At 42.8% G+C, this 22,794-nt stretch carries 20 protein-coding genes and 2 pseudogenes; 7 read left to right on the top strand and 15 right to left on the bottom strand.

All coding sequences use genetic code 11. The annotated features are described in order from the left end of the window. The 7 genes from ACFE90_RS19990 to ACFE90_RS19960 all read right to left on the bottom strand — a co-directional run. Positions 1-489 (bottom strand): hypothetical protein (locus ACFE90_RS19990; RefSeq protein ID WP_375503554.1); only part of this gene is annotated, 489 nt, incomplete at its 3' end. 329 nt (positions 490-818) lie between these two features. Further along, positions 819-1,835, bottom strand: coding sequence for a Pvc16 family protein (locus ACFE90_RS19985; RefSeq protein ID WP_375503552.1), 1,017 nt, complete (start codon positions 1,833-1,835; stop codon positions 819-821). Positions 1,836-1,936: 101 nt separating this feature from the next. Beyond that, positions 1,937-2,335 carry a CVNH domain-containing protein gene (locus ACFE90_RS19980; RefSeq protein WP_375503550.1) on the bottom strand — a complete coding sequence of 133 codons (399 nt, stop codon included), beginning with the start codon at positions 2,333-2,335 and terminating at the stop codon, positions 1,937-1,939. Positions 2,336-2,536: 201 nt separating this feature from the next. Beyond that, positions 2,537-3,022, bottom strand: a complete 486-nt coding sequence (locus tag ACFE90_RS19975) for a phage tail protein (protein WP_375503548.1) — start codon at positions 3,020-3,022, stop codon at positions 2,537-2,539. A gap of 119 nt (positions 3,023-3,141) precedes the next feature. Further along, on the bottom strand, positions 3,142-3,600 hold the full coding sequence (locus ACFE90_RS19970; RefSeq protein WP_375503546.1) for a phage tail protein: 459 nt from the start codon (positions 3,598-3,600) through the stop codon (positions 3,142-3,144). A 50-nt stretch (positions 3,601-3,650) separates the two neighbouring features. Next, positions 3,651-5,369: a phage tail sheath family protein gene (locus ACFE90_RS19965; protein ID WP_375503544.1), complete on the bottom strand. Its 1,719-nt coding sequence runs from the start codon at positions 5,367-5,369 to the stop codon at positions 3,651-3,653. A gap of 45 nt (positions 5,370-5,414) precedes the next feature. After that, complete coding sequence (locus tag ACFE90_RS19960) at positions 5,415-6,260, bottom strand: Pvc16 family protein (protein WP_375503542.1); 846 nt, start codon at positions 6,258-6,260, stop codon at positions 5,415-5,417. Positions 6,261-6,786: 526 nt separating this feature from the next. On the opposite strand from ACFE90_RS19960, the gene ACFE90_RS19955 reads away from it, so the two are divergent. Then, positions 6,787-6,948, top strand: a complete 162-nt coding sequence (locus ACFE90_RS19955; protein ID WP_375503540.1) for a transposase domain-containing protein — start codon at positions 6,787-6,789, stop codon at positions 6,946-6,948. A gap of 245 nt (positions 6,949-7,193) precedes the next feature. On the opposite strand, the pseudogene ACFE90_RS19950 reads toward ACFE90_RS19955, so the two are convergent. Continuing rightward, a pseudogene (locus tag ACFE90_RS19950) lies at positions 7,194-7,574 on the bottom strand (DUF3370 family protein); the annotation flags it as partial. 70 nt (positions 7,575-7,644) lie between these two features. After that, complete coding sequence (locus tag ACFE90_RS19945; RefSeq protein WP_375503538.1) at positions 7,645-8,139, bottom strand: quercetin 2,3-dioxygenase; 495 nt, start codon at positions 8,137-8,139, stop codon at positions 7,645-7,647. Positions 8,140-8,423: 284 nt separating this feature from the next. Here ACFE90_RS19945 and ACFE90_RS19940 point away from each other — a divergent pair, with 284 nt between their 5' ends. Next, entirely contained in the window at positions 8,424-8,738 is a 315-nt protein-coding gene (locus tag ACFE90_RS19940; protein ID WP_375503536.1) for a DUF1772 domain-containing protein, read from the top strand. A 201-nt stretch (positions 8,739-8,939) separates the two neighbouring features. Further along, complete coding sequence (locus ACFE90_RS19935) at positions 8,940-9,563, top strand: class I SAM-dependent DNA methyltransferase (RefSeq protein WP_375503534.1); 624 nt, start codon at positions 8,940-8,942, stop codon at positions 9,561-9,563. A 166-nt stretch (positions 9,564-9,729) separates the two neighbouring features. Here the strand turns inward: ACFE90_RS19935 and ACFE90_RS19930 are convergent, their stop codons facing one another. From ACFE90_RS19930 to ACFE90_RS19905, 6 genes and pseudogenes are all read right to left on the bottom strand, one after another. Beyond that, positions 9,730-9,903, bottom strand: a complete 174-nt coding sequence (locus ACFE90_RS19930) for a neutral zinc metallopeptidase (protein ID WP_375503532.1) — start codon at positions 9,901-9,903, stop codon at positions 9,730-9,732. Between the two features lie 88 nt (positions 9,904-9,991). Beyond that, entirely contained in the window at positions 9,992-10,144 is a 153-nt protein-coding gene (locus ACFE90_RS19925) for a zinc ribbon domain-containing protein (RefSeq protein WP_375503556.1), read from the bottom strand. A 56-nt stretch (positions 10,145-10,200) separates the two neighbouring features. Next, entirely contained in the window at positions 10,201-12,423 is a 2,223-nt protein-coding gene (locus ACFE90_RS19920; protein WP_375503530.1) for a hypothetical protein, read from the bottom strand. A 134-nt stretch (positions 12,424-12,557) separates the two neighbouring features. Beyond that, positions 12,558-12,766: pseudogene (locus tag ACFE90_RS19915) on the bottom strand (IS630 family transposase); the annotation flags it as partial. Between the two features lie 3 nt (positions 12,767-12,769). Next, complete coding sequence (locus tag ACFE90_RS19910) at positions 12,770-14,557, bottom strand: ShlB/FhaC/HecB family hemolysin secretion/activation protein (RefSeq protein ID WP_375503528.1); 1,788 nt, start codon at positions 14,555-14,557, stop codon at positions 12,770-12,772. 29 nt (positions 14,558-14,586) lie between these two features. After that, positions 14,587-16,794, bottom strand: coding sequence for a hypothetical protein (locus ACFE90_RS19905; protein ID WP_375503526.1), 2,208 nt, complete (start codon positions 16,792-16,794; stop codon positions 14,587-14,589). Between the two features lie 1,117 nt (positions 16,795-17,911). Between ACFE90_RS19905 and ACFE90_RS19900 the strand changes: the two genes are divergently transcribed. The 4 genes from ACFE90_RS19900 to ACFE90_RS19885 are packed head-to-tail and all read left to right on the top strand — an operon-like array spanning position 17,912 to position 22,518. Next, a complete protein-coding gene (locus tag ACFE90_RS19900) occupies positions 17,912-19,096 on the top strand; it encodes a sensor histidine kinase (RefSeq protein WP_375503524.1) in 1,185 nt (394 codons plus the stop codon). Next, positions 19,090-19,779: a LuxR C-terminal-related transcriptional regulator gene (locus tag ACFE90_RS19895; protein ID WP_375503522.1), complete on the top strand. Its 690-nt coding sequence runs from the start codon at positions 19,090-19,092 to the stop codon at positions 19,777-19,779. The genes ACFE90_RS19900 and ACFE90_RS19895 overlap by 7 nt, the downstream gene beginning before the upstream one ends. Positions 19,780-19,825: 46 nt before the next feature. Then, entirely contained in the window at positions 19,826-21,958 is a 2,133-nt protein-coding gene (locus ACFE90_RS19890) for a substrate-binding domain-containing protein (RefSeq protein ID WP_375503520.1), read from the top strand. 14 nt (positions 21,959-21,972) lie between these two features. Continuing rightward, positions 21,973-22,518 carry an FHA domain-containing protein gene (locus ACFE90_RS19885; protein ID WP_375503518.1) on the top strand — a complete coding sequence of 182 codons (546 nt, stop codon included), beginning with the start codon at positions 21,973-21,975 and terminating at the stop codon, positions 22,516-22,518. The last annotated feature ends 276 nt before the right edge of the window (positions 22,519-22,794 follow it).

Genomic DNA, 22,794 nt, shown 5'->3' with positions numbered 1-22,794 from the left:
GTCTGAGTCTGAGTCTAAGTCTGAGTCTGAGTCTGAGTCTGAGTCTGAGTCCGAGTCTGAGCTTGAGTATACGTAATCTGAGTCTGAGTCTGAGTCTGAGTTTGAGTTTGAGTTTGAGTCTAATTCCATGGGGTCGCTAGAGCGGTTTTCAATGCCTGAGTCTAAGCCTGAGCTTGAGTCTAATTCCATGGAGTCGCCAGAGTGGTTTTTAATGCCTGAGTCTGAGCTTAAATCCATAGGGTCGCCGGAGCGGTTTTCGGGTGAACCAATTTGGTAGGGGCGTGGCTCCGTTGACTGAGACGATTTCTGCACAGTCTTACTACTCTGCAGAATCAGTTTATTTAACAAGTTATGGTCATCGCGCTTTGTGGCTTGATTTTTTTTCCTCTGCTTATTGGGGTGCGGATTAGCTTGGGTAATATTAGTGGGTAACGCTGGTGTAGAAGCTGACGAGTCAGCTTTTTTGCGGATCTCCAACTGTTCTCTCATAGCCTACCTCAGAAATTAACTATGGGTAATCAAAACATTATTTTACCGAATGGCACTAAGAAAAAGTAAATGGTCGTGGCAGCAAGGGGGCAAAGGAGCAGGGGGGACTCGGGGCCCCCTCTGCCCCTCTGCAAGCCTTACCCTGCCTACTATACGGCTTAACTTAGTGCGATTCGGTTTCTATAGGTTGATTTTGCGTTCTTCCCAGCAACCTCGTGTAAGAAATTATCTTTAAGATTTTCAGTTCATTAACTTAGCAGTTGGGTAATTTTGTTGTTGCTTAGTATCAACTTCAATCGGTAAGGCTTTTTAATGATCGCCCGCTTAGTCTAGGGATTGCAGCTTTCCTCCTTAACAGAAAACTGAATAGTTGGATGCAAAACGAAAGTCTGCTCATTCGATACTACCTCTAAATCTTTATAGTTTTGGTACTTATATAGTTGTTGATGAACAACTTGAAGCTTCTGAACCCCAGCATGTAGATTTTGAGGCAGTTTAAACAAAATTCTGTTGTCTTCAACAATTTGTGGTTCTAAGAGGCTTTCTCCTTTGTTCAGACGCAACAGAGTTATATCCCCATTAAGATTTTTCCCATAGATGATTAGACTGCTCCCCGCTACAATCTCGCCATTTGTAGGTGATGCAACAATTTTCTCAATTTGCGGCTGGCTTGATGCCCCTTTATTAGAACCTGGAGCTAGTGAAGATTTCTTAGATCCAATAAACATCATCGATACTTCATAAGCAATCGAAGGTCGATAAGAACCCTGTAAGAGTGACCACAATCTGGACATCTGTTCTGTATCGAACAAGTTTGGCGCGATCCTTACTTGGTCTAACTGCTCGGTCAAAGCTTCTACAGAAGTCGATTCAATCACTTGTGCCAAAAGACCGGAACGATTGATGGTTGCGACATGATTTAGCGCTGCTCGAATCGTGGCGTTGGATAAAATCGGAGTTTGATGCATGAGCTGCATGACATAACCCAACAGTATTTCCGTCTGAAAGTCTTTGTTTCCGTAGGCGGTCAATACATAATGGAGATTGATGGCTAAGGGGAGAATTGCACCTTCTTCTGTAATGGTTTGATGATGATCTGGTTGGTTGCGTAGTTTGCTGCCTTTAGCATCGCGCCCATCAATATCTGCATTACGATTTTCTGAAACCTGGTAGAGAAACAGATTTAGCTGAGGTTGACCATCGACTCCAATAGAAATCTGATCTGGAGGAAGTGTGGTTACTAGCACATTTCCCATACTCGACAGGGCTGCATTCTGAACCAAGCCATCTTCTAATAAGTTTTTGAATACAGCTGTTATCGCTGCGATCGCTAATCCATTACTCATAAGCTTCTACTTAATGAATGGGTGTAATAAATACTAATAAAAAAGTAGAGCTACTTTTTTATAAAAAAGTAGAGCTACTTTTTTAGCATCTCGATAACTATTCAGGGACTGCTTGTATACTTCAGCACACCATTAATATTTTCAATTCCTTGCAAGACTACTGAAGTCCACATAGTTGTGCCATTTCTTCTATTACAAGCAGCTTTTAAATAGTTTCCTCTGATGCGGATATGACGGCAAGTTAAATGATAATTGCTAACTTTACCTGGGTCAGTCACTTTCAAAGTGCCGTCAATATTTTCAATCCCCTGTAAGACTATTGAAGTTTTCTTGAATGAGCCATTAACTCGGCTACAATCAGCTGAGAGAATGTTGCCAAAAACTGAGATGTTGTTACAACTTTTCTGATAACTACTAGATGTTGCACTCGCAGGGCTATTAATCCCCACTAAAGTAGATGTTGCTAAAAGAACAATTACACCAAATAAATTTCGCTTCATGATTTTGCTTCTCTACGTTGACAAAAATGTTCTACATCTTCAAATAACCAGATTTCGGATGCAATCCCATAATTTACTGACTCTAGATGGGGTGAGTTCATGCCCCGACACATCTGTTCCCTATTCTCTGCAATGTACCGAGCTTGTCGAAGTGTTTTCTGTTAGCCCTCTACAGCAATGAATTTAATTTTGTGCAACTACTTACTTCACCCGTTTGAACCCTTCGTAGGCTACTTCTACTTCTTCAATCTCTAGCTGTTGACTATTTGATTTGACATCCGAAAATTTGTATCTGGTAGGCCAGGCTGCTGTAAGTTCAAATCTTGCCTGAGGTTTTCCATCATCATAGATTGTTAGAAGAGCATTTTTTCTCTGTTTAGCCCAGTTGCCATCCTGAACCAACTCAAACCAGTTCCATAGAGCCGTCGAACTTGTCATTCCTCGAAGTAATGTTAAATTTCCGCTTTTAGCATTACCTGGAAGTTTGGTTTGCACAAATTTTCCTTTGTTTGCCTTGCCCCATCGACCTGAAGTAACCTCACTAAACTCAATTACATCCTGCGAATAGTTAAATCCCTGACATTCTAAGAAAACTGCATCTACCACATCGCTTGAGCCATCAAGTTTTAAAGCTAAATAGAAATTAGCTCCAGTAAAAAAAACGGGGCTTCTAGGTAATATTGCCATAATCTATTTCATCGAATCAAAATATCTTAATTGCCGAATCCAACAGGATTAAAAGAGGAGGTTTGCCCTCTATTAAAAGAGGGCTATTGATTTTTGCGTGAGAGCAATACGAATATTACCTATTTTTCACGCTTGATCTCTTGAGCAACTAACTCTAACGTTTCAGTAACTATTTCTGCTCCACCAGCCTTCATTGAAGAAACCGTATACTTGCAGGGAAAGCATTGCTTAATCTGCCATTCCATAACTGGATTTCCGTCAAAATACCCAGTAATTTTTGCATCTTCAAGTTGTGCCTTATAGTCAGGATTCTCCTTGCCAAAAGGATTAACTTTTGCAAACCATTCATAGGCACTCTTACTCTCAGTTCCAGACAAAACAATCGTTACGTTGATAGATTTGACAGGTCCCGGCTTTGATTGCCTTACTTTGACCCCTTTTTCCCCAGTTCCAGCAACCTGATCGGTGGTAGTAGCCTCCATCCCCATATTACTGAACTCTTGGACTGGTAAGTCCTTGACCTTAGACCCTGCAGTAAAGTAAAAATCCGAACAAGTGATGAGTTTTTTATCTGGCATGATTTTCTCCTAGTTATTTCGTTCAATGAATAGTTGACTTGAGAGGATTGTTAGCTTTGTTCTGTTTCAAGAGCATTCCACTGGCTGATGCGGAAGACCACAAATTCAGCCGGACGTACAGGGCATACACCAACATCGATATATAAACGCCCCAAGGTCATTGTTTCAGGTGTATTGTTTTCGGCGTCACATTTAACGTAAAATGCTTGGCTAGGACTAGCTCCGAACAATGCACCCTCGCGCCATATCCGCTCTAAAAAATTACTAACGGTATACTTGACCTGTGTCCAAAGCTCTTCGTCATTCGGCTCAAAGACAGCCCACTGAGTTCCTGCTTCAATGGAGCGTTCAATATAGCTAATGAGCCTTCTAACACTGATATAGCGCCATTCGGTTTTGTCTGGTTCAACCAGGGTTCTAGCACCCCAAATCCGAATTCCTCGGTTAGGAAATTTACGAATGCAGTTGATACCCAGTGGGTTAAGGAGTTCTTGCTCTCTAAAGTTGACATCATACGCTAATCCAGTAATTCCTCTGGGGACTTCATTCGCAGGAGCTTTATAAACACCCCGTGATTCATCCGTTCGGCCCCATACGCCCATCATGTGGCCAGAAGGAGGAACAAGAATTGAACGCCCTGCATTTCGAGGATTAGGTACTTTAACCCACGGATAATAAAGAGCGCCAAACATGGAACGACGACCAAACTCATCTAACCAATCAACGACATCTTGAGGTCTAGTGCGATCGGGAGGAGGATCTAATACAACCATTCGATTCGTTGCGCCTGGCATATTGCCGCTAGCTGAACCTTCAGACATGCTGATCATGGTCTCCATTACACCATGAACTTGTTCAAGGTTTAAAATTTGAGCTTCATAGGCTCGCATTAAATCAGGAAAACATATCATTGTAATCTCGTCGATTTCAAAGATACCGAGAACGCCAGTTCGTTCGCTCCGATCCCCTTCTATTTCACTAGCAAATTTCTCAGATGTAGAATTCGGTGCTGGAGGCAGTAGTTCGTATTCGCCATTCAAAGGCCGTCGGGCTAAGGGCGGTCCGGGTTGAGCAATATCTCCAATCGAAATATACTTAGAGTTTTTTAGAGCCTCAACAACGTAAGTTACAGCCTCTGTTTGGGGTTTTGGATCCATACTCAAGTGATTGTATTCCTCAAGCACTTGATCGTCTCGGCACACTTTTACAGAGAAGAACTCACGTGGATTATGAGGTATTTCTACTTTATCCGTTCCCTGCGATTGACCTTTAATCTGGTCATTCGCTTTATCTACATTCTTTGCAGGAGGTAACGCACGAGGCATTCCATCCTGTATTGCGATTTTAATGGGTCCGTTATCGAAGTGTTCAGGCCGGATGGATAAATTTAAACTTGGGCGATCGCCGCGTCTTGGGATCTCTAAGCGAGGTGCTTGCCGTTTTGAATTTTCTAGCCCAATACCGGGGAGTTGCGTTCCAATACTTGTAACCCAACAACGTCCACCTCCATTTAGGAAATATCCTCGAACAGAGAAAGGTAAATACGCATCGAAGTCTGTAAACCCATTAGAGTTGCGTCGGGCAAAGTATTCAAGATACTGAGTCCAACTTGTAACAAGCATGGGTTTAAAGAGTTCGGCCCCGCCTCGTATATCTTCAGTAAAGCCGATAAATCCTGCGACCGAAGTACTGACGCCCTCAATCGGACGACTTCCGCGATCAACTTCTTCAACATAAACGCCTGGTGCAAAGTAGTCTAGTCTAGCCATGTTAAGTACTCCTTGATTTGTTGGATAATCGATTGATATAGAAATTTAGTAGGCGGGCATAAGTAATATCTCTTTGGGTATACATGGTTTTCCGTCCACAAAAACATTACAAGTCTTAAACTGATAGCCAAATCGTCTAAGGTGTAAAATGTAGTTTCCAGAGGTCAAATTCTCAAACATAAAATACCCCTCCTCGTTGCTAGTTACTGATTTCTCGGTTCCTTGAAGGATGATTTGAACTCGTTTTAATGGCTTTGAGTTCAGACTATTTTTGACAATGCCAGCAATGGCAACTCGCTGAGTTTTAGACGCGCTCCTGCTGATAGCTGGAATTGAATTATTGACTCCAAAATGTCGTTCAGTAACCAAAGGCACAGTTGTTTTTCTCCATACATTAAAGGGAACAGTTACTGTCAAATAAATAGCAGGCCGTATGGGAATAGAAAGAGAATTCCATAAACTGACTACATCAATGGGCGGGTCGCTAGTGACTGATAATGATAAGTTGCCGTGACCACGAAGGTCAGGAGTTAGAAACTCCTCCCGCAATAGTCGACTACGCATTAACAGCAGTAGAGTTTCAGACAGAAGATGAAGCTCTCCTAATACAGTGCGATCGCGGGCTGTAATTACAATGGAGATATCGAACCAACTGGGGGCTCTACATACTTCTGCAACCTGTCGTGAATCATCAAAATAGCGTTCCACCTGCCTGCCATTATTTGGTATTTTTTTACTGATTCGAACATCATACAGATAGAGATTAAGTGATAGCTCTCTATTACTATTTTCTAAGCTTCCAGGGTGACTAAAGTTTATTTGCTCAGTGCTAGTGAGAACAGATCCGTTAGTCAACATTTCAGCAAGAGTTTGAAGAATCGAATTCAGCATAAGCAGAAATCTAATTCGTTTCTATATACTCAGATTAAGTGATATCTTAGCCAGTGCAATCAGACTTATGTACTATTTAAATTCAGAAGTTATATAATTATTTTTCAAAAATCATGACAAATGCTCATTTCTGTATAGATATTTATCTTATATGTAATTAATTTTACAAATCATTTAATTAAAAATAAATCAACTCTATTTGAAAATGAAAATTAGGCATGAACTTTTTCCAGCAGCCAGCTTAAAAAAGACCTTTTCAAATTAAGAAGGAGTATGTCGGGAATGGCACTAAAAAAAGCTCTAAGCTATGACAGATAAAGATTTCAAGCTTTAACCCATTGAGCAGTAGGTGGAGATAGATTAGGCGATGTTTACAACGTGTTGCGTCTACCCTTATTGGGGCAGTGCTATGGGGCGATCACGAATTTAAAGATACATCATCATGGATGTAGCGATGGTGCGTCAATACGGTTCGGTTAAGGCAAAAACCAGATAGACTGAGGGTTATCACCCAAATCTACAGAGATTGAATGCAGTTGAATCAGGTACGGTACTCAAAGCCTTAGAAACAGCTATCCCAAAAGAGGCAATCTCTCAAGCGATGGCAGATACACACAGTGATAAAGAACGAAAGCGCACTTTCCCGTCACATATAATTGTCTGTCTAGTAATTGCGATGAGGTTGTGATCAAAAGCATCTTTTAAGTTTAGTTCTAAAAAATCTGGTGGATGGGTTAAGTGAAATGTGGGTTAGGGTTGGGCAGTACTGGCGAGTACTATATAAATGTCAGGGCTATAGCCTGGTAATGGTTCTCTCTTGATATCGAGTGCAGCTGCGTCTTTGACAATTTATGAGCGATGATAGAATACCCCATCCCAAATCAAAGTCATCGGGTCATTTGGGTAATTCGGTTTTGAGAGTTTTGAGGACATCAGTAGTCTATCTGTTCCCCCTTCATCCTTTACAGAAGTCTGTATTGATACAGTTATAGTCTAAGTCTCATTCGTAATATTTCTTAGAGGTAAAGTCAGATTGTATTCAACACCATAGTTACTGTGAGCAAAGTAGGCCGTATCAGGATAACGTTTTAACATGGTTGCACTTTGAATTTGTCCAGTGCTGAGAGTAATTAAATGTACAGTTCTCAAAGGATAAGAAAACGCCTTTCCTGGTTGGGGTATTGTTAACTCGGAAACATTAGGACTATTTGTAAGCTGTGCTTACCATTGCGTTCCTTGGGATACACCAGCGACGCGACTAAATACCGTTGGTTCCCTGGGAGGGTCAAGAGGTGTTGGAATGGGATCACGCTTTAACCGAGAAGTATTGGGTGGTTCCTGGCATTATGGCTACGCACATCGAAACGCTCACCCTCAATAGGTTTTATGGAGAATTATCAGTTTCAGTAAGGACAATTCTAATTCCATATTCAGGAGCAGTTGCTAATATCCGGTCAATCACTTCTTGAGTTATAGGTAACGGTGGAACTGACGAATTCTCTACTTTAGTTCCGACTTGTGCAAAAAAATTTTCTAGTCCACTTGGAGTAGCCCAAATCAACATTTTGGCTGGTGCAAAACCAATATTTTTAAAACTATGGAGTTGACCTTTGGGAGAATGCAAGAATGTTCCCGGAGCTGCTACAACTGTTTGTTCATCAAGATAAAACTCAATCGAACCTTCAAGAATATAGAATGCTTCATCTTCTCGACTATGAATATGTGGCGGTGGGCCTAATTGGGGTGCAACTACTACTTCAAACAGTGCATACTTGCCATCTGTTTGTTCGCTCGTAGCTTTAAAGGTGGTTACATCGCCTGCTACTGAATAACTATCACCTTCACCTGGTTGCGATAAGATCCCATGATTAATTGTCATTTTTATCATCTCAATCGTTTTATGACAAACAGATTGCGCCGCTTGCACAAATCAACAAAACATATCCTAACTATGCTTAAAAAGCTCAGTCATTAAGCTCCAATGCGCTCCCCACTAAAGTTTTGTGCGAAAATTAGGATAGTTACTTTTAATGCTAAAACTGATATTTTCCGAGGTCTTCTATCTAGAGAATTAGTTGTATTTATCTAAACTTTGTCATAAAAATTGCCTTTTTTTACTTAGACACTTAAAGTAACTAATGCTACTCCTTGGGCTGCGGACTGGTGGCTAAAGTTTTCTTTGCCTTCTCGACTTTTGTAATGAATGCTCTTGCTCGACTTCAGCTGAGAGAAGGCATTACCACCATGCAGTCGATTAATATCACAGCAATCAATCCGTTGTTTATGATGGCGCTCTTTGGAACAGCTTTAGCTTGCCTCTTTCTAGCGATCACCTCGCTGTCAAAGTTGCATCAACCTGGTACGGTCTACTTGCTGCTTAGTAGCTTGTTTTATCTTGTTGGGACAATTTTAGTGAGTATCGCCTTCAATGTGCCGCTCAATGATGCCCTGGCGATCGCCAAACCAGATAGCAGATAGCACTCAGGGTGCTATTCCCTGTGGGCTATATATCTGACCAACTGGACGCTCTGGAACCATGTTCGGACAATAGCAGCGTTTGGGGCAGCAGCATTGCTGAGTACCGCGCTCTGTGATCAAACAGTGCAATAAGAATGTTTTGCATAAGCTGTAAAGATAGGATAATTCTATTCATCAAAATGTAACCATTTTTTAGCCAATATGAGTGTTCAAGCCGCATACGATAATTGGTCAACCACCTATGATGCTGATGAAAACCTGACGCGCGATCTGGATCAAATCATTACTAAAGAAACCTTAATGGGCAATAGGTGTAAATCAATCGTTGAAATTGGCTGTGGCACAGGCAAAAATACGTTGCTGCTGTCACAAATTGCCCAAACAGTCTATGCAGTTGATTTTTCAGCATCCATGATCGAGAAGGCGAAAGAGAAAGTAAATTCAGTCAACGTGATCTTTATTACCGCAGACATCACAAAGCAATGGATTTGCAGCAACGAATCTGCTGATTTGATCGCCTGCAATCTCGTTCTAGAACACATCGAAGATTTGTCATTTATCTTTTCAGAAGCCTACCGTGTACTCGTTCAGGGAGGATACTTTTTTATTTGTGAACTTCATCCATTCAGACAGTATCGAGGCACACAAGCTAATTTTCAAAGAAATCAAGAATTGATTAAAATCCCTGCTTTTATACATCACCTATCAGATTTTTTTCAGGCAGCGAAAAATCATGGTTTCCTGCTTGAGGATTTCAAAGAGTGGTGGCATGAGCAAGACGAAAATAAACCACCCAGACTTGTATCGTTCTTGTTCAAAAAGTGAAGACAATCTGGGCTAGCATGCATTTTCGAGCTATTTATCCAACATTGCTCTAAGTTGTTTGTGCAGATGTTTCACAACAGTCACTGCATTTATACAATTGCGAATTGCCAACTGCAAACTGCGAATTGTTTAGTGTCAGGCACTAAAAATTTGTTTACTAAAAGTGTTAGGAATTTGTATTGGCAAAAGTATTACATTGCTGAGGATCACCCGTTTGGATACCTTGTTTAAACCAATGAACCCTTTGGGCTGAACTACCATGTGTAAATGATTCTGGCACCGCATAGCCTCTAGCTTGTTTTTGCAAGCGGTCATCTCCAATACTGCTAGCTGCGTTCAATGCTTCTGCCTATGGACAAAGCATAAATAAAAGACAGTCAGCCTTTAGGATAGTTTTATTGAACAAGTTGTCGATTCTCTGGAGCAAATCACACAGAATTAAGAAACTCCTTGTAGGGAAAGCCACAGTAAGGACAGAAGCGAAATTGAAAAGACGTAATTTGTTCATTACACCTCGCACAACTATTACGTAACCCAGTTCCACATAGAAAACAAAAGTTTCCGCAAAGGACAAATTTCAGCCATCAAAAAAGGTGACATTTTAGGTCAAGTAGAATTCGTGTTGAACTCGCTAATTTTACTTTGTCATCTGTAGCTTTACTTTTAGAGAATTGGTATCAGTCGGCTTCTGAAGTGGTTTTGGCGTATCAACTTGGAGCAAAAACGCACGTTTGACTGATTGACCTTGTTCGGTTTCAGCCGTGAGGATAATTTCAGAGAGACTTGTGGTCGCTTTCAGTGTCCTAGAACCGCTAGCTGGGACATCACCTAAAGGTTCGAGTTTAACCTTAGCACCATCCCCCTGTACCTTCCAGTTGAGAGTCACAAGTTGTCCAACTTTCAAAAACATTGAGGGATTCGCCTCTGAACTTTGATTATTGAGCGTAAAGTCCATAATTTGAAGGGGTGTTGCCTTTAACTGGACTTGAATTGCTTTGGAGAGTGGCGATTGTTTTTGACTTCCACTAGACACAGGTTGAAGGCTAATCGCATAATTGCCTGGTTTAGCCGGAAGCTCTATATCTACGTTGGAACAACTCAATGTCTCGTTGACTGGAGGTTGACATTGTTTTCTTAGTTCTGGAGGAATTTGTTTTTGAAAATCATAAGTCTTGAAGAGCGTTAGTTTACCCTCTTTGAGTTGACCCATAACCTGAAGCTGACCAAGTTGGCTAAAGTTATTGATGTTCCAACTAAGGGTTAAGGGTTTCCCTTTTTCGAGTTCAGACTGGCGTGCTACAATGCTCACCACCTGCGGCAGTGGCTTAGGTTGAATTACGACATCCAGTTTTTGCTGAATACCTTTTTCTGCTGATTTTGCCTTAATCTGAAGCTGGAAGGTGTATTTTCCCGCCAGTCGGGCACCTGTATCGACGTTGGTGCAGGTTAAATTGCGATCGCGAATTTGGCAATAACGGTTCAGTTCTGTCGGTAAGCCTTGACGAAAGTCGTAAACTTGGGGACTGTTCGCAGTTTGATCTTTGTTTGAAGAAATCACCAGCTGATCGAGCCGATCTGAATTCAAGATCGTCCAGTTTAGGCGTACCCTGCCTCCCTCCGTATAGCTAGCGCTATCCGGTTTAAATTCTGCCAGGATTGGTGGGGGAGCGGGTTTAAAGAACATAAACCAAATCAAAAAGCCGAGTCCCGACAATGCACCAACCCCTGCCAGCAGCAACAGCAGAAACTGCCACCAAGGACGTGCTTTCCAAACTAATAACCCTATCGGTAACTTTTCTGGCGTCGGTAATGCTTTAATATCTTGAAGATTCACTTGAAACGGTAGCTCTAAGCCATACCCAAAGAGGGGACGTCGCCATTTCTGTTTGGGATAAATGGTTAGACTAATTATTGCTGTTTCGCCAATCAACAAATTGACAGAAGACGGACTGCAAACATAGTAGCATAACTCCGTTTCATCTCGGCTACTAGCACTTACGGCCAATTCTCGAATTGAATTTCCGTGATTTGTCAGGGTAAGTCGATACTGGCCTGGACTGTGACTGACTTTTCCAAGAATAGTCTCTAGTTCAACACTCAAGTGAAATTTTGGCTTTACCTCTAAATACACCAGATCCAAAAAGACCTCCTCTGGAGCATTATCAGAAATGAGCTGGAGAGTCGGTGAATAATGACCAGCAGGCATGTTTATTGGATAATGGAACTCAATGATGATTTCGCCTTGACCTCCAGGATTAAGCTCCAAACCATCGGTACTGGAAACGACGCCTAACTCACTCAGTTCGTTGGAAGGATATTGAATCGTAAACCACGTTTTATCCAAGTCAAGACAATAGAGCCGAAACCGATCCACTCGACTGGAGTGGTTGTTCACGATTACTGATAGCCTCTGGTGCTGGTTGGGCTGAATTAGTAAGGGCTGAACGGGACTAGTTGCTGGGTTAAGTGAAAAGGTAAGCTTTTGTGACCGTATAACAGTCTGCTCTTTGACTAGAACTTCAAGACTGGCTGGGTAATGAATCGGAGTCTCTTCTGGATAATGCTCTGGGGCATCTACTACTACCGTGTAGGGATAACTTCCTGGTAGAGCGTCTGAGGGAATCTCAAAGAGCAGGCTGACTTCACAAGCCTGTTGGGAGTCGAGGGCGACCCTCTTTCTTGCAGATGGACACCATGACAGCAGGGTTTGAGTCGTGGGATCGACAAACACATCAATTGCGGCTCCCTGCTCGCCTTGATTAATCAGACTGATGTCAAGGGTAACGCTCTCCCCTGGGAAACCCTCTAGGCGGGTGGGAGGATTCAGTATAACTTTGAGTGGTGTTATAAGATTCAACATCTCTACAGCATCTTCAGTAAAGGACTATGGCGTTGCCCAAATGTAATGGTAAATGTTGCACAATAAAAAAAGAAAATGTCCAGAATGTAGCTTTACCAAAATTAGAAAAAATGTTTGTCGTTGTGGTAAATTCGGCTTTTGGATTCAATGAGCGTGGTTTTCTTCCAACTAATTCCTGTCGCATCAAACAAGTCATAATAGCTTGCCTTTTGACTCGGAAGTTACATCATATTTAAATGCTAAATTTATACTCAAGTTCGCCAAGCTCCCAACTATCTTTCGTTTGCAGCCAAGTTAATATTTATTCTTGCTGTTTAACATTCAGATAGCTCTTTCTTGCTTTATTTTAAAACGGATTATAGAGTAGACTAAAATAGAGTCCATTTTCTTGTAATGTTTTCTCATTTGATGAGTTAACAGATAGTAAAGGAATGCCCCAGTCAAGACGAACGGTAAAGCGATCGCCTTGTGACCAACGCAACCCCAGACCAACAGCAGCTAGAGTATTAGGGTCGGGGTTCTCTCTACCAGAACTGTTCCAGCCAACACCAAAATCTACAAACGGGACAACCTGTAACGTGCTATTTATCTGGGGTAAGCGCAGAATTGGTACTTGAACTTCCGCAGAAAGAAAAGTGCCATTATCTGTGAGCAAATAATCTTGACGGTAACCTCGAACGCTATCCTGTCCACCTAAGCCAAATTGCTCTAAAGGTAAAAGTGTTCTGGATGCGAGTTGGGTATTTAAACGAAGTAAAAGTAAGGTTTCAGGAGCTAAGAGGCGTGCCAACTGCGCTTGCCCTTGCCAAGCAACAAAACGGCTATCAGGAGGATTTTGATTAATCGTAGGATTCAACGCATCTATGCCCAAACTGAATTGAGAGCGTAGGGCGATGACTTCACGGCTATTACGACTCGTCCATTCTTGAAAAAATCGCAACGCAGATACCCTGGTGCGTCCCTGTTCATCAGCGCCTAAACTAGGGAAAGGTATTCGGTCATAGTCTACATAAGAGGCTTCACTTTCCCGTCGGGAAGCTGTTAATCCAAGGGCGAATTCTTGTGTGGGAGTTTGGACTATGGGCTGGCGGAATGTTAGTTCGTAATAGCGAGAAGCCGATTGGATATCTAAAACGTTGAAAGGACGTTCAATGACATTGCTTGATGTGGTGCCATAGTTGAAAGTGAGCGTTCCGTTCTTAGGATTGAGTGGTAATGTATAACTGGCATCTAAGGAGTTGCTACCATCGGTATTAGTGTAGCCTAGACTCAGATTATCTCCCAATCCGAGTAAATTGGCTTCATTCAATCGTAATCCGCGACGGAAACTGCCAACACTAGGCGATCGCCCATTATCAAGAACTATTTGACTACTAAAGGTTTTTGCCTCGCTGACTTTAACTTCTAAAAGACTCCTACCCGTCCCCGATCCTGCTGAGAGTTCAGCAGTTACGTTTTTAATCAAAGGATTAAGTTGCAAAAGTTGCAGTGCTTCTAATAGACGCTGGCGATTGAGAGGTGGTGATGTCGCTATTGCTAGTCGGCTACGAACATAATTCCGATTCAGCCGCCGAGTTCCAGTTACCTGGATATCTTCTAATTTACCTTCGACCACCTGAATTTTGAGAACACCGGATTGGATTCTTTGAGGTGGAATATAGGCACCAGAAGTAATATAACCATTTTTGACGTATAAATCAGTGATTTTAGAACGTGCTTGATAGACTTCAGACAATGAGATCGGTCGTTTAGTAAATTCAGCAGTGGCGAGAGCTAACTCTTCGGGACTGAAAACTGTGCTACCAATAACTTCAAACCGTTCAACAACAATAGTTTGAGAAGAGTTGCCAGGGAGTGGTTCATCAGGTGTAGGAGTTGGAGCAGAGGGTGGCAATATATCTGCTGGTGGGGGGAGTGGCTGTGGCAGTTCAGGCGAGGGAAGTGGCAAAGGTGTGGGTGGTTGGACATCCTGTGGTGGTGGGAATTTTTGCGACAGGATGAAATTACTAGTTGGTAATTGTGTAGTATTAGCAGCCTGAGCTTTCAGTGGAATTAAAGATATGCTGTTAAGTAATATAAGCATACTCAGAGATAAGTAGCACACTATAAGATTTTGGGGATATTTAGCAATCATTGCACTGGACTATTTTTTGTTAGAAACTTTTATTCATCTGGATTAAAGCGATAGAGGCGAACTTGTGCATCATCAGAGCCACTGGCAATCCAAACTCCTTGCTCTTTAGAAATCAAGTCTAAGGAAGTAATCCTGCTGGACATGGTTGCGATCTGCTTCGGTTTTTGAGTCAGATCGGGAGTGAACTTTGTGGTCAGACGCCAGGCCAGGATCTGACCATCATCGCCTGCACTGATGAGCCATCGTTGATCTGGAGTAAATAAAATGTTGCGAACCGATGTTTTTGAAACCTGCCACCTCGCCTGTTGTTCGCAGCTTTGCTGAGGAAGTTGCTCTTTAGGCGACTCCTTTTGCGCTGCTTTCTGACATTGACTTAAGTCCCAAAGAGTAACGTAACCATCAGAATCAGAGGCTGCTAGGATGGAAGTATTAGGCGCAAAGCTGACATCCCAAAAAAAGTCGTTTTCTCCGCGATTTTGAGCATTATCTGAAAGCTTTAGCTGCCGAGGTTGCGAGTTTGCGACATCCCACAAGACAAGCCGCTTAAACTGTCCGGCGCTCACAAGGATCTTTTCATCTGGACTGAGTGCTAAAGACCAGGCTTGATATGCGAAGCGATCGCTCACCTGCAAAACTTTGGCAGGCTTTGAGTCAAAACGGACATCCCTCGACCTTTGCCAACTCCGAATGGTTCCGCTTCCATAGCTGGTATATAGCGTCAGAGAGTTGCGAGTAAAAATCAAGTCCAGAATGCGATCGCTTGTCTGATCTTTGGGGTCTTTGAGCGTATAGAGTCCCTTCCCAGTGTTGATATCCCAGACCTGAACGGTTCCATTCTCTAGACCTGCAAAGACCTGATTATTTTTCACCGGAATTAATGCTAGCGACCGGATTGCTTGCTGAGTAATCGCGAGAAGTCCCTTGGAAGAGTTAGGTTGAGCATCGGTACAGGTTTTAGCTAACGTCCCCTTGCTCAAGTTACCCTGCGGGGTTAGCGTTCCCCAATCTGTTACGCCCCAAGTCCGAACTGAACAATCGTCTGAGGCACTCATTACCAGCGGCGATCTGCCACTAGTACCACTGAGTCGCACGGCATTAACGCCAGCTAGATGAGTAATCGGCTTTGGTATAAATATAGCGGCTGCGATCATTGAGAGCAATGCCACTAATAACCATAGAGGTACAATTGGGAAAACCTTTAAGAACAAAATCTGGGTTGCTGGATCGCTACTCCCTAATCTGGGGTCTGATAGCCAAGGCTTGAGTTCAAACTTGAGTTTTCGCGACCAACCGATCCAGGGACGACGGGGGGAGATGGTTAGGTTTGTAGAAGTTATTTCTCCCAATGGCAGAACGGGTTTTTCTGGACTAACCTCAATTTGGCATCGTTTCGCGTCTTGGCCTCGTACTTCAAGATCGAGCGTTTGCAACAGATTACTATTGTTCTTAAACATCAATTGGAAGGTACTGCTACGCGATCGCCAATTCGGGAGCCAGGGTCTTTTAGCCGGGATACACTGCTGCTGAGGCTGGACTTCAAACTGCATGAAGCCAACGGGCAGAACTTCTAAAATCCCTTGCACTTCAACGGGAGAACCCAGATGACTTTTGGCAATTATGATAAAGGGATAATCGCGGCTTGCAACTCGATCTGCTCTAGGGGGCTGACATTGAAAAGTTGCTGTGATCTCTTTATTTGCGGGAATTTCTATATATCGTTCAGAGCTACCAACTAGCCAGGACGACTCAAGTTCTGCACACTGCAAGCGCACTTCTGAAGACTGCGACCCCACATTCTTGACAGTCACGGGAATATCCACCACGTTACGAGGATAAACTTGAAACCGCTTGGTAGGTAGTCCGATCCGCAGTAGATTTAATTCACCGCTAGGTTCTAAGCTTAATCGCAGAACTAATCGTCGTTCTTCAGAGAGTTGGGGCGAAAAAACCCGCACCGTTAGATTGACGATTCCAACGAAATCAGGGATGGGAGAATCTAAAATCTTAACTTGAAAATCAGTGCGATCGCCCGGTGATTTAGCTGTAGATACATCTGGAGAAAGGTGATACCAGTTACTCTGCTCGCCTGCTCCCGCCGCTTTAATTTCAAGTTGAAACGACGCAAACTGATTGCTGCGGTTGATTACCGAGACACCAAAAGAAACCGGTGGCCCACCGGGGCGAAAGGCTATATTTTGCGCGGTCAAGCTAGCATCGATAATTGAGCTGGCAAGCATAGTAAAGAGAAATATTTGGGCTGTTTTAATATTGAATAACAACTTTGATTGGAATAGATCCGACTTCTGTCTAATTCACTCTGGGCCGTTTTGCCATTTCTTAGCCTAAACACCAATAATCATCTCAAAGGCTGCATATTCTGATTTCAGTTATCCCAATGAGTGATACAGAAGCGTAAGTTCGGCTTTGGCTTTAAGTCGTTAGTTATGCTTGCTCACAAACATCGCTAACAACTATCTCTTGTCAAAATTTTATGACCAATATTCATTTGAATAAGTTTCTTTCATTTCCTGATTTTAAACAGGTTGTTTAGTAAAAAACTCTGGTCATACTTTTGTTATAAGTTTGTCATAACTGCGTCAAGTTAAAATGAAATAATTAAGGATTATGTTTTACTGCTTATGTGAGTTGGGTTATCGCCTTGCCTGGTTGACAGGCTTGCTCCCTGAGCATTCCATCACCTACAAGTATGTACCCGCACCCGTGGTGATTACAATTCTCTGCTTTGGCTACTGCTATAAAAAGCCAAGCTTTGGAATGTCCCTAATGTCCCTCCACCAGGGATCTACTGTAGCTTCTTTTAGTGGGTGCAAAATTTTCAACAAAATTACGGAATTGAGATAACATCGCTTGAAGTCATAATTGTCAGTCACAACATAAACTAACTGCATTCACTGAATTTCTTGCTTTACCAACTCCAAGTAAGAAATCTTGAAAATGCCCAAATCAAAGGGAACAATGCGATTTTATTAATCGAGTTTTAATTCTCAGTTAGCAAGCTAAATTCTCAATAAAAATAGCTGTATCGGGAGTTGCTGAATTAGGGGATGATTTCGCACAATTTATAACGTATTTCCAATGGTTTCGCCCGCCAATTCATCCCGCATTTATGCAACGCCCTATATCGCTGCGATGCCTGCGTCGAGCTACGCCTACATATTATTAAATAGGTGATTTATAGCCTAATTTTTAGCATTTCACAAAATCGCACTGCTCGCTCATAGGAAACTGATTATCAACAAGAAGGCTTTACTACCTTACCATCTGATTTACTTTTGCGACACAACCTTTTTTGCAAAAGAACCAGAAGTAGAGCATATAATTTGGAGGAAAGTTATGGATAGTCTCACAGATAACCCAGGCATAGGTCTCAAGCTCTTAAAAAATCTGAGTCCTCAGTCAGAAAAGGGGACTCCCCAGTATTACACCCGGAAACTAAAACATTTCTTGCAGCTACAGATCGAGCAACTGGCATCTCAACCGCAGATTCAATGGACGAGAGTGGTTTATCAAGACCCGCAAATGTCCGATCGCCAACAAGTTATTGAAACCTCTCAAATGCCTTTTTCTTTTGCGAAAGAGACCCTAGCTTACTTACAGACCGAAAGTTGGTTAGGTAATGTTTCATCCGCTCTAGCGTTAAAGCCGATTGATGCAGAAACAATAGAAAAAGGCTTCTATTATTGTCATTTTGGTGAATCAAGTCAGCCTAATCAATATTTACTATTATTTGCCAAGGGGCCTTTGTCTCATACTCAACGGCAATTTATCAAGCGAACGGCTGCCAGTATCGGTGAATATTTAGACGAACATCAAAAAAACTGGCAACACCGCCAAAAGATTCAAATTTTAGAGCATCTTGTTCAACGAGTGGGGCATCAGTTACGTCATCCTTTGGGTTTAATTAGTCTCTATGCCCATAACCTTAGTCATCTTCTGGCTCCGAGTAAGGAGCAAGAACAAGCTTCAGTCATTTGCAAGACTGCTCACGGCTTAAATCAAACTCTCACTGAGATTGTGCAGTGTGCAAGTAGTAAAAAGTTGCAGATTGTACCACAAGATATCCGTAGTCTTGTCCATAAAACACTGGAAGAATTTCAAGGCTGGATTTCGGAGAAAGATATTCAGGTTTGTTGCAGCGATCGCACACTTATTTTAAAACTCGATCCACTCCAAATCAAACAGGCTATCAGCAATTTATTGAGTAACGCCATTCATTTTAGTCCCCAAGGTGCAAAAATTTTCATTGATTGGCAAGAGCAGCAGGGCGATGTTTTACTAACCTTGAGAGATGAAGGCCCTGGTCTATCCCCCGAGGATTTACAGAAGCTGTTTAAGCCTTTCTATACCCGCCGCTCGGAGGGAACAGGTTTAGGATTAGCTATTGCCCAAAAAGTTGTACTCGACCACGGAGGGAAACTATGGGCAAGAAATGCCCCCAAAAAAGGTGCAGAATTTTCGATAAGCTTACCTCGATTGATTCCATCCATTGACTTATCAGAGGACAACGCCGCATGTTAACCCAAGTAGAACACACCAAAACCCTATCGACGCTTTTAGTTGATGACGATGAGCAATTTCGGGCTGGAATCAGAACCCTCCTAAGCTTCTCCCAGATTCAAGATCGAGCCATTAAAGTGATTGGGGAAGCGAACCGTCCGGCTCTGGCTTTATCCCTTACCGAGCAGCATACTCCCGACCTAATTCTGATTGACATGGAATTAATTGAGGGAGATGGCCTCTCCTTATTACAGCAGCTCCAAGACAGCAATGCATCAAGTAAAACCCTTGTTCTATCAGGTCATCAAGAAGACTACTGGATTTATCAGGCTATGCAGTCGGGGGCGGATGGCTATGTATTTAAGGGTCAGGTTTCACAGCAGTTGCTAGATGCGATCGCCACTATTATGCAGAACCAAATCTATTTACCACCTGAAGTTGCCACTGGGTTTTTTAGAAAATTCCAAAAAGCCCAAGCCTCATTACCCTCACAGATTGGTCAGCCCTGCAACCTGTCCGAAAGAGAAAGCGATGTTCTATATTGGCTTGTTCAAGGAGCCTCAAACGAAGAAGTTGGGAAGCAACTCTACATTTCAGTGTCTACTGTTAAGACTCATATCACTAATATTTTTCTGAAGCTACAGGTAACAAGTCGGACACAAGCTATTGTAGCAGCCATCAAGATGAATCTGGTTCAGTCGTAATTGGGTTCAATCATTTTGGTTTAGCCCTAACTACCGAGAAGATTCTATGCCTATTGTTGATTCTAATGCACTAGCTAAATTCTACCGATGTACCCAAAATGCACCTCTGGGCTGTCGAAAGCCGATAGAAACTACTGAGAAGATACCGGGTGCTAAGTTTTGTCTGGAATGCGGATTCCCCACTACATTGCCAGTTCAGACTGAACTCCGGGGCAGCTTAGGCACCTATCGCATTTCTGAAATACTTAGGTCTCAGGGAATGGGACGGCTTTACAGAGGAACTCAGATCAGCAATGGTCAATCCGTTGTGGTAAAGGAGTATTTACTACCTAAGCAATATTTTAATGCTGTGGAAGCACAACAGCGCAGAACAGCCTTGGGTCAAGTAGCAAAGGGCAATTTGACCACCCCGAAGGGTCGGGAATTTCGGTTGGTCAGTCCATCAGAAACCATTGCCGATCCATCGAGCGATCGCGTCTATCTTATTTTTTCAGGCGAAATCGCGGCACTTCCTACCCTGAAGCAGACTTTGAGAGAGACAGGAGCCTTTTCTGGATCGCAAGTACGACAAGTCCTAAATCAAATGCTCCAGTCGCTACATTTCCTCCATAGTCAGCCATCAAGTTTTGCCTCTGAAGCCATAGGTTCAGGAACTGCCCACGGCAACTTGGGGCTTGACAGCCTGCTCATAAGTGATAGCGGCTACGTCTATGTCTGCGATCTGGCATCTTGGGAGCAGCTTTTTGTCCCTGCCCCGCGCCAAGTGCTGTTACCGGAACAAGACTTAATCGATCTTGGAGCGGTCGCGTTTGCTCTGTGGACGGACCAAGCGATTCACTCTGGTTCTGACGCACCCCTAAATCCGCGCGAGGCTCAACATTGGCCCCAGGACGATCCGCCTCTAAGAGATTTTCTGCTTCGTTTGCTAGGGTTAGAAACTCCGTTCAACTCTGCGGCAGAGGCGCGTCAGGCTTTGATTAAACTGCCTCAACCGAAAACGGCTGCTGGTTTTCAGGGAAATCTTAGCCCAGAGTCTCCAGCGAAACCGAATCGAAAGTATTGGCTTTTGAGTTTACTGGCTTTGCCTCTATTGGGAGGGCTATTGTGGTTGCTATTGCCCCGATTTATGTCAAATTCTTATGCAGAAACGAATAGCTTTAAGCATCTTTTGCCATCATTTGCAGATATTAATGGTATTCAGCCAGGACAGTACCCTTATACAGGAGAAGCGCTGGGAACTTGGACAATAGTTTTGGACAAGAAGCCCGTAAGCGATCGCAAAATGAGAGCGTTGCTGACCCAGCCCAAGTTGGATATGGCAGCTATTTTTAACTACCGAACTTATGCCCCTCAACGGTCTCCACTCAATGAAGTTCTTGAAGCCAACGCCAAGGCAAATTTTGCGATCGCCAGTTTATCAACCCAACTACCTGAAGGGTTAATTCAGGAAACGATCGCCTACGATGGTCTTTTAGTCTATGTACCTGCCTATAAAAGTCAAAATCTACCAAGTGCATTGCAAGGCAAGATCAGTCTTGCCCAATTGCAGCAAATTTTTACAGGGCAACTTACCAACTGGAAACAGCTAGGTTCAGATTTTCCTGACCTGCCGATCAAACCCTATCGACCGATGGAACCTGAAGCATTACGCCTGTTCCAACAAAAAGTTTTAGGCAACGATCCGAATCTGATTGCTCAATTTAGCAAGATTGAGCAACGTTCAACCTTTAATACCTTGCGCTCCATCGCAGTTGGAGAAAAGCAGGCACAAAAAACCGAGGCTGGCTCAATTAGTTTCGGACTATTGACCCAAACCTGGGATCAATGCAAGATTTACCCCCTAGCTATTGCCCAAGAAAATCTAGACTCAGTACAGCCTCTGCTAAAAGAGACCACTAACGGTGTAATGCAACCTATCTCTCCATCAGACAATCTCTGTCTGGAGAAAAAGCCCTTACTTAATATATCGGCTTTTCATACAGCTACCTATCCACTCAGCACGCCGTTGATTATTGCATATCCTAGAGATAATAATTTGCCTGGGAATGTATCAGGGCCGCTCTTTGCTAATTTTCTCAAAACTCAAGATGGGCAGTATCTCCTTCAGCAAGCGGGTCTTGTGCCGCTGCAAACTGTACCTAAAAACTACACATTATCGTCATTTATTCTGAATCGTTAGGGAGCGCAATTACTATGGCAATCCAAACTCATCGTTGTCCAGAGCCAAGCTGCTCTTTCTTTAATCAGGTACTACCGCACAACGCTAAAATCTGCCCAATGTGCGGTACTTCCTTAGCACAGGCAGTACAAGCCCCTGCTATGGTAGCCTCGGTAGCCCACTATACTCAAACCTCAACTCCTTCGCCCCATCTCTCATCAACAATCAATAATCAGGAACGTCCTCAGTTGAAGTTGCTTCATCCCAGCGACCAAAGTTTTCTATTGCTTAGGGAGTCTGGCGTGATCGGTCGTCAAAATCTCTCTAACGGGATGCGACCTGAAATCGATTTAACAGGACTCCCCCATGCAGGTATTATCTCTCGTACCCATGCTCATCTCTACTGGGATCTTGCTCGACAAGCTTATATGATTGTTGATGATAGCCGAAACGGTAGCTACCTCAATGATAAATTATTACCTCGTGGAGCACCCCATCCATTGAGTCATGGAGATAAATTACAGTTAGGTCAGGATCGATTGATTTGCTTGCAAGTTGAATTGAGCCATAATTCAATTTAAATTGCGATGCATGAAATTCATCTTTGTTTAGTTAGCAAGTGAATCTAGAGTTAGAACATTAGTTTTATAACTTTCTTCTTAGATAAAACAGAAACCAGGGTGCTTAAAATATTATTAGACAGCAAAGAACAGAGCGATCGCTTTGTTTTTTGCTAAAATTTCGTAATCCAAGAAGCCGTTAGCAAAACCAGTGGTAAAACTAACGGCATTGAGAGATTTAACGTAAGGATTCAGGTCTAATATTTAGGAAGCAGAGACGGACAAGACTGATAACCA

The organism is uncultured Nostoc sp. (genome assembly GCF_964245445.1).
Classification (GTDB): domain Bacteria; phylum Cyanobacteriota; class Cyanobacteriia; order Cyanobacteriales; family Nostocaceae; genus Nostoc.
The sequence above is the reverse complement of the archived record's forward strand: the minus strand, read 5'-3'. Positions and strand labels throughout refer to the sequence as shown.

Bases quoted from the DNA above. Each gene is read 5' to 3' on its own strand.
- ACFE90_RS19960 (WP_375503542.1), bottom strand. From the start codon at position 6,260: ATGCTGAATTCGATTCTTCAAACTCTTGCTGAAATGTTGACTAACGGA.
- ACFE90_RS19905 (WP_375503526.1), bottom strand. From the start codon at position 16,794: ATGCTTGCCAGCTCAATTATCGATGCTAGCTTGACCGCGCAAAATATA.
- ACFE90_RS19890 (WP_375503520.1), top strand. From the start codon at position 19,826: ATGCCTATTGTTGATTCTAATGCACTAGCTAAATTCTACCGATGTACC.
- ACFE90_RS19965 (WP_375503544.1), bottom strand. From the start codon at position 5,369: ATGGCTAGACTAGACTACTTTGCACCAGGCGTTTATGTTGAAGAAGTT.
- ACFE90_RS19935 (WP_375503534.1), top strand. From the start codon at position 8,940: ATGAGTGTTCAAGCCGCATACGATAATTGGTCAACCACCTATGATGCT.
- ACFE90_RS19895 (WP_375503522.1), top strand. From the start codon at position 19,090: ATGTTAACCCAAGTAGAACACACCAAAACCCTATCGACGCTTTTAGTT.
- ACFE90_RS19945 (WP_375503538.1), bottom strand. From the start codon at position 8,139: ATGACAATTAATCATGGGATCTTATCGCAACCAGGTGAAGGTGATAGT.
- ACFE90_RS19920 (WP_375503530.1), bottom strand. From the start codon at position 12,423: ATGTTGAATCTTATAACACCACTCAAAGTTATACTGAATCCTCCCACC.
- ACFE90_RS19970 (WP_375503546.1), bottom strand. From the start codon at position 3,600: ATGCCAGATAAAAAACTCATCACTTGTTCGGATTTTTACTTTACTGCA.
- ACFE90_RS19985 (WP_375503552.1), bottom strand. From the start codon at position 1,835: ATGAGTAATGGATTAGCGATCGCAGCGATAACAGCTGTATTCAAAAAC.
- ACFE90_RS19900 (WP_375503524.1), top strand. From the start codon at position 17,912: ATGGATAGTCTCACAGATAACCCAGGCATAGGTCTCAAGCTCTTAAAA.
- ACFE90_RS19975 (WP_375503548.1), bottom strand. From the start codon at position 3,022: ATGGCAATATTACCTAGAAGCCCCGTTTTTTTTACTGGAGCTAATTTC.
- ACFE90_RS19980 (WP_375503550.1), bottom strand. From the start codon at position 2,335: ATGAAGCGAAATTTATTTGGTGTAATTGTTCTTTTAGCAACATCTACT.
- ACFE90_RS19910 (WP_375503528.1), bottom strand. From the start codon at position 14,557: ATGATTGCTAAATATCCCCAAAATCTTATAGTGTGCTACTTATCTCTG.
- ACFE90_RS19885 (WP_375503518.1), top strand. From the start codon at position 21,973: ATGGCAATCCAAACTCATCGTTGTCCAGAGCCAAGCTGCTCTTTCTTT.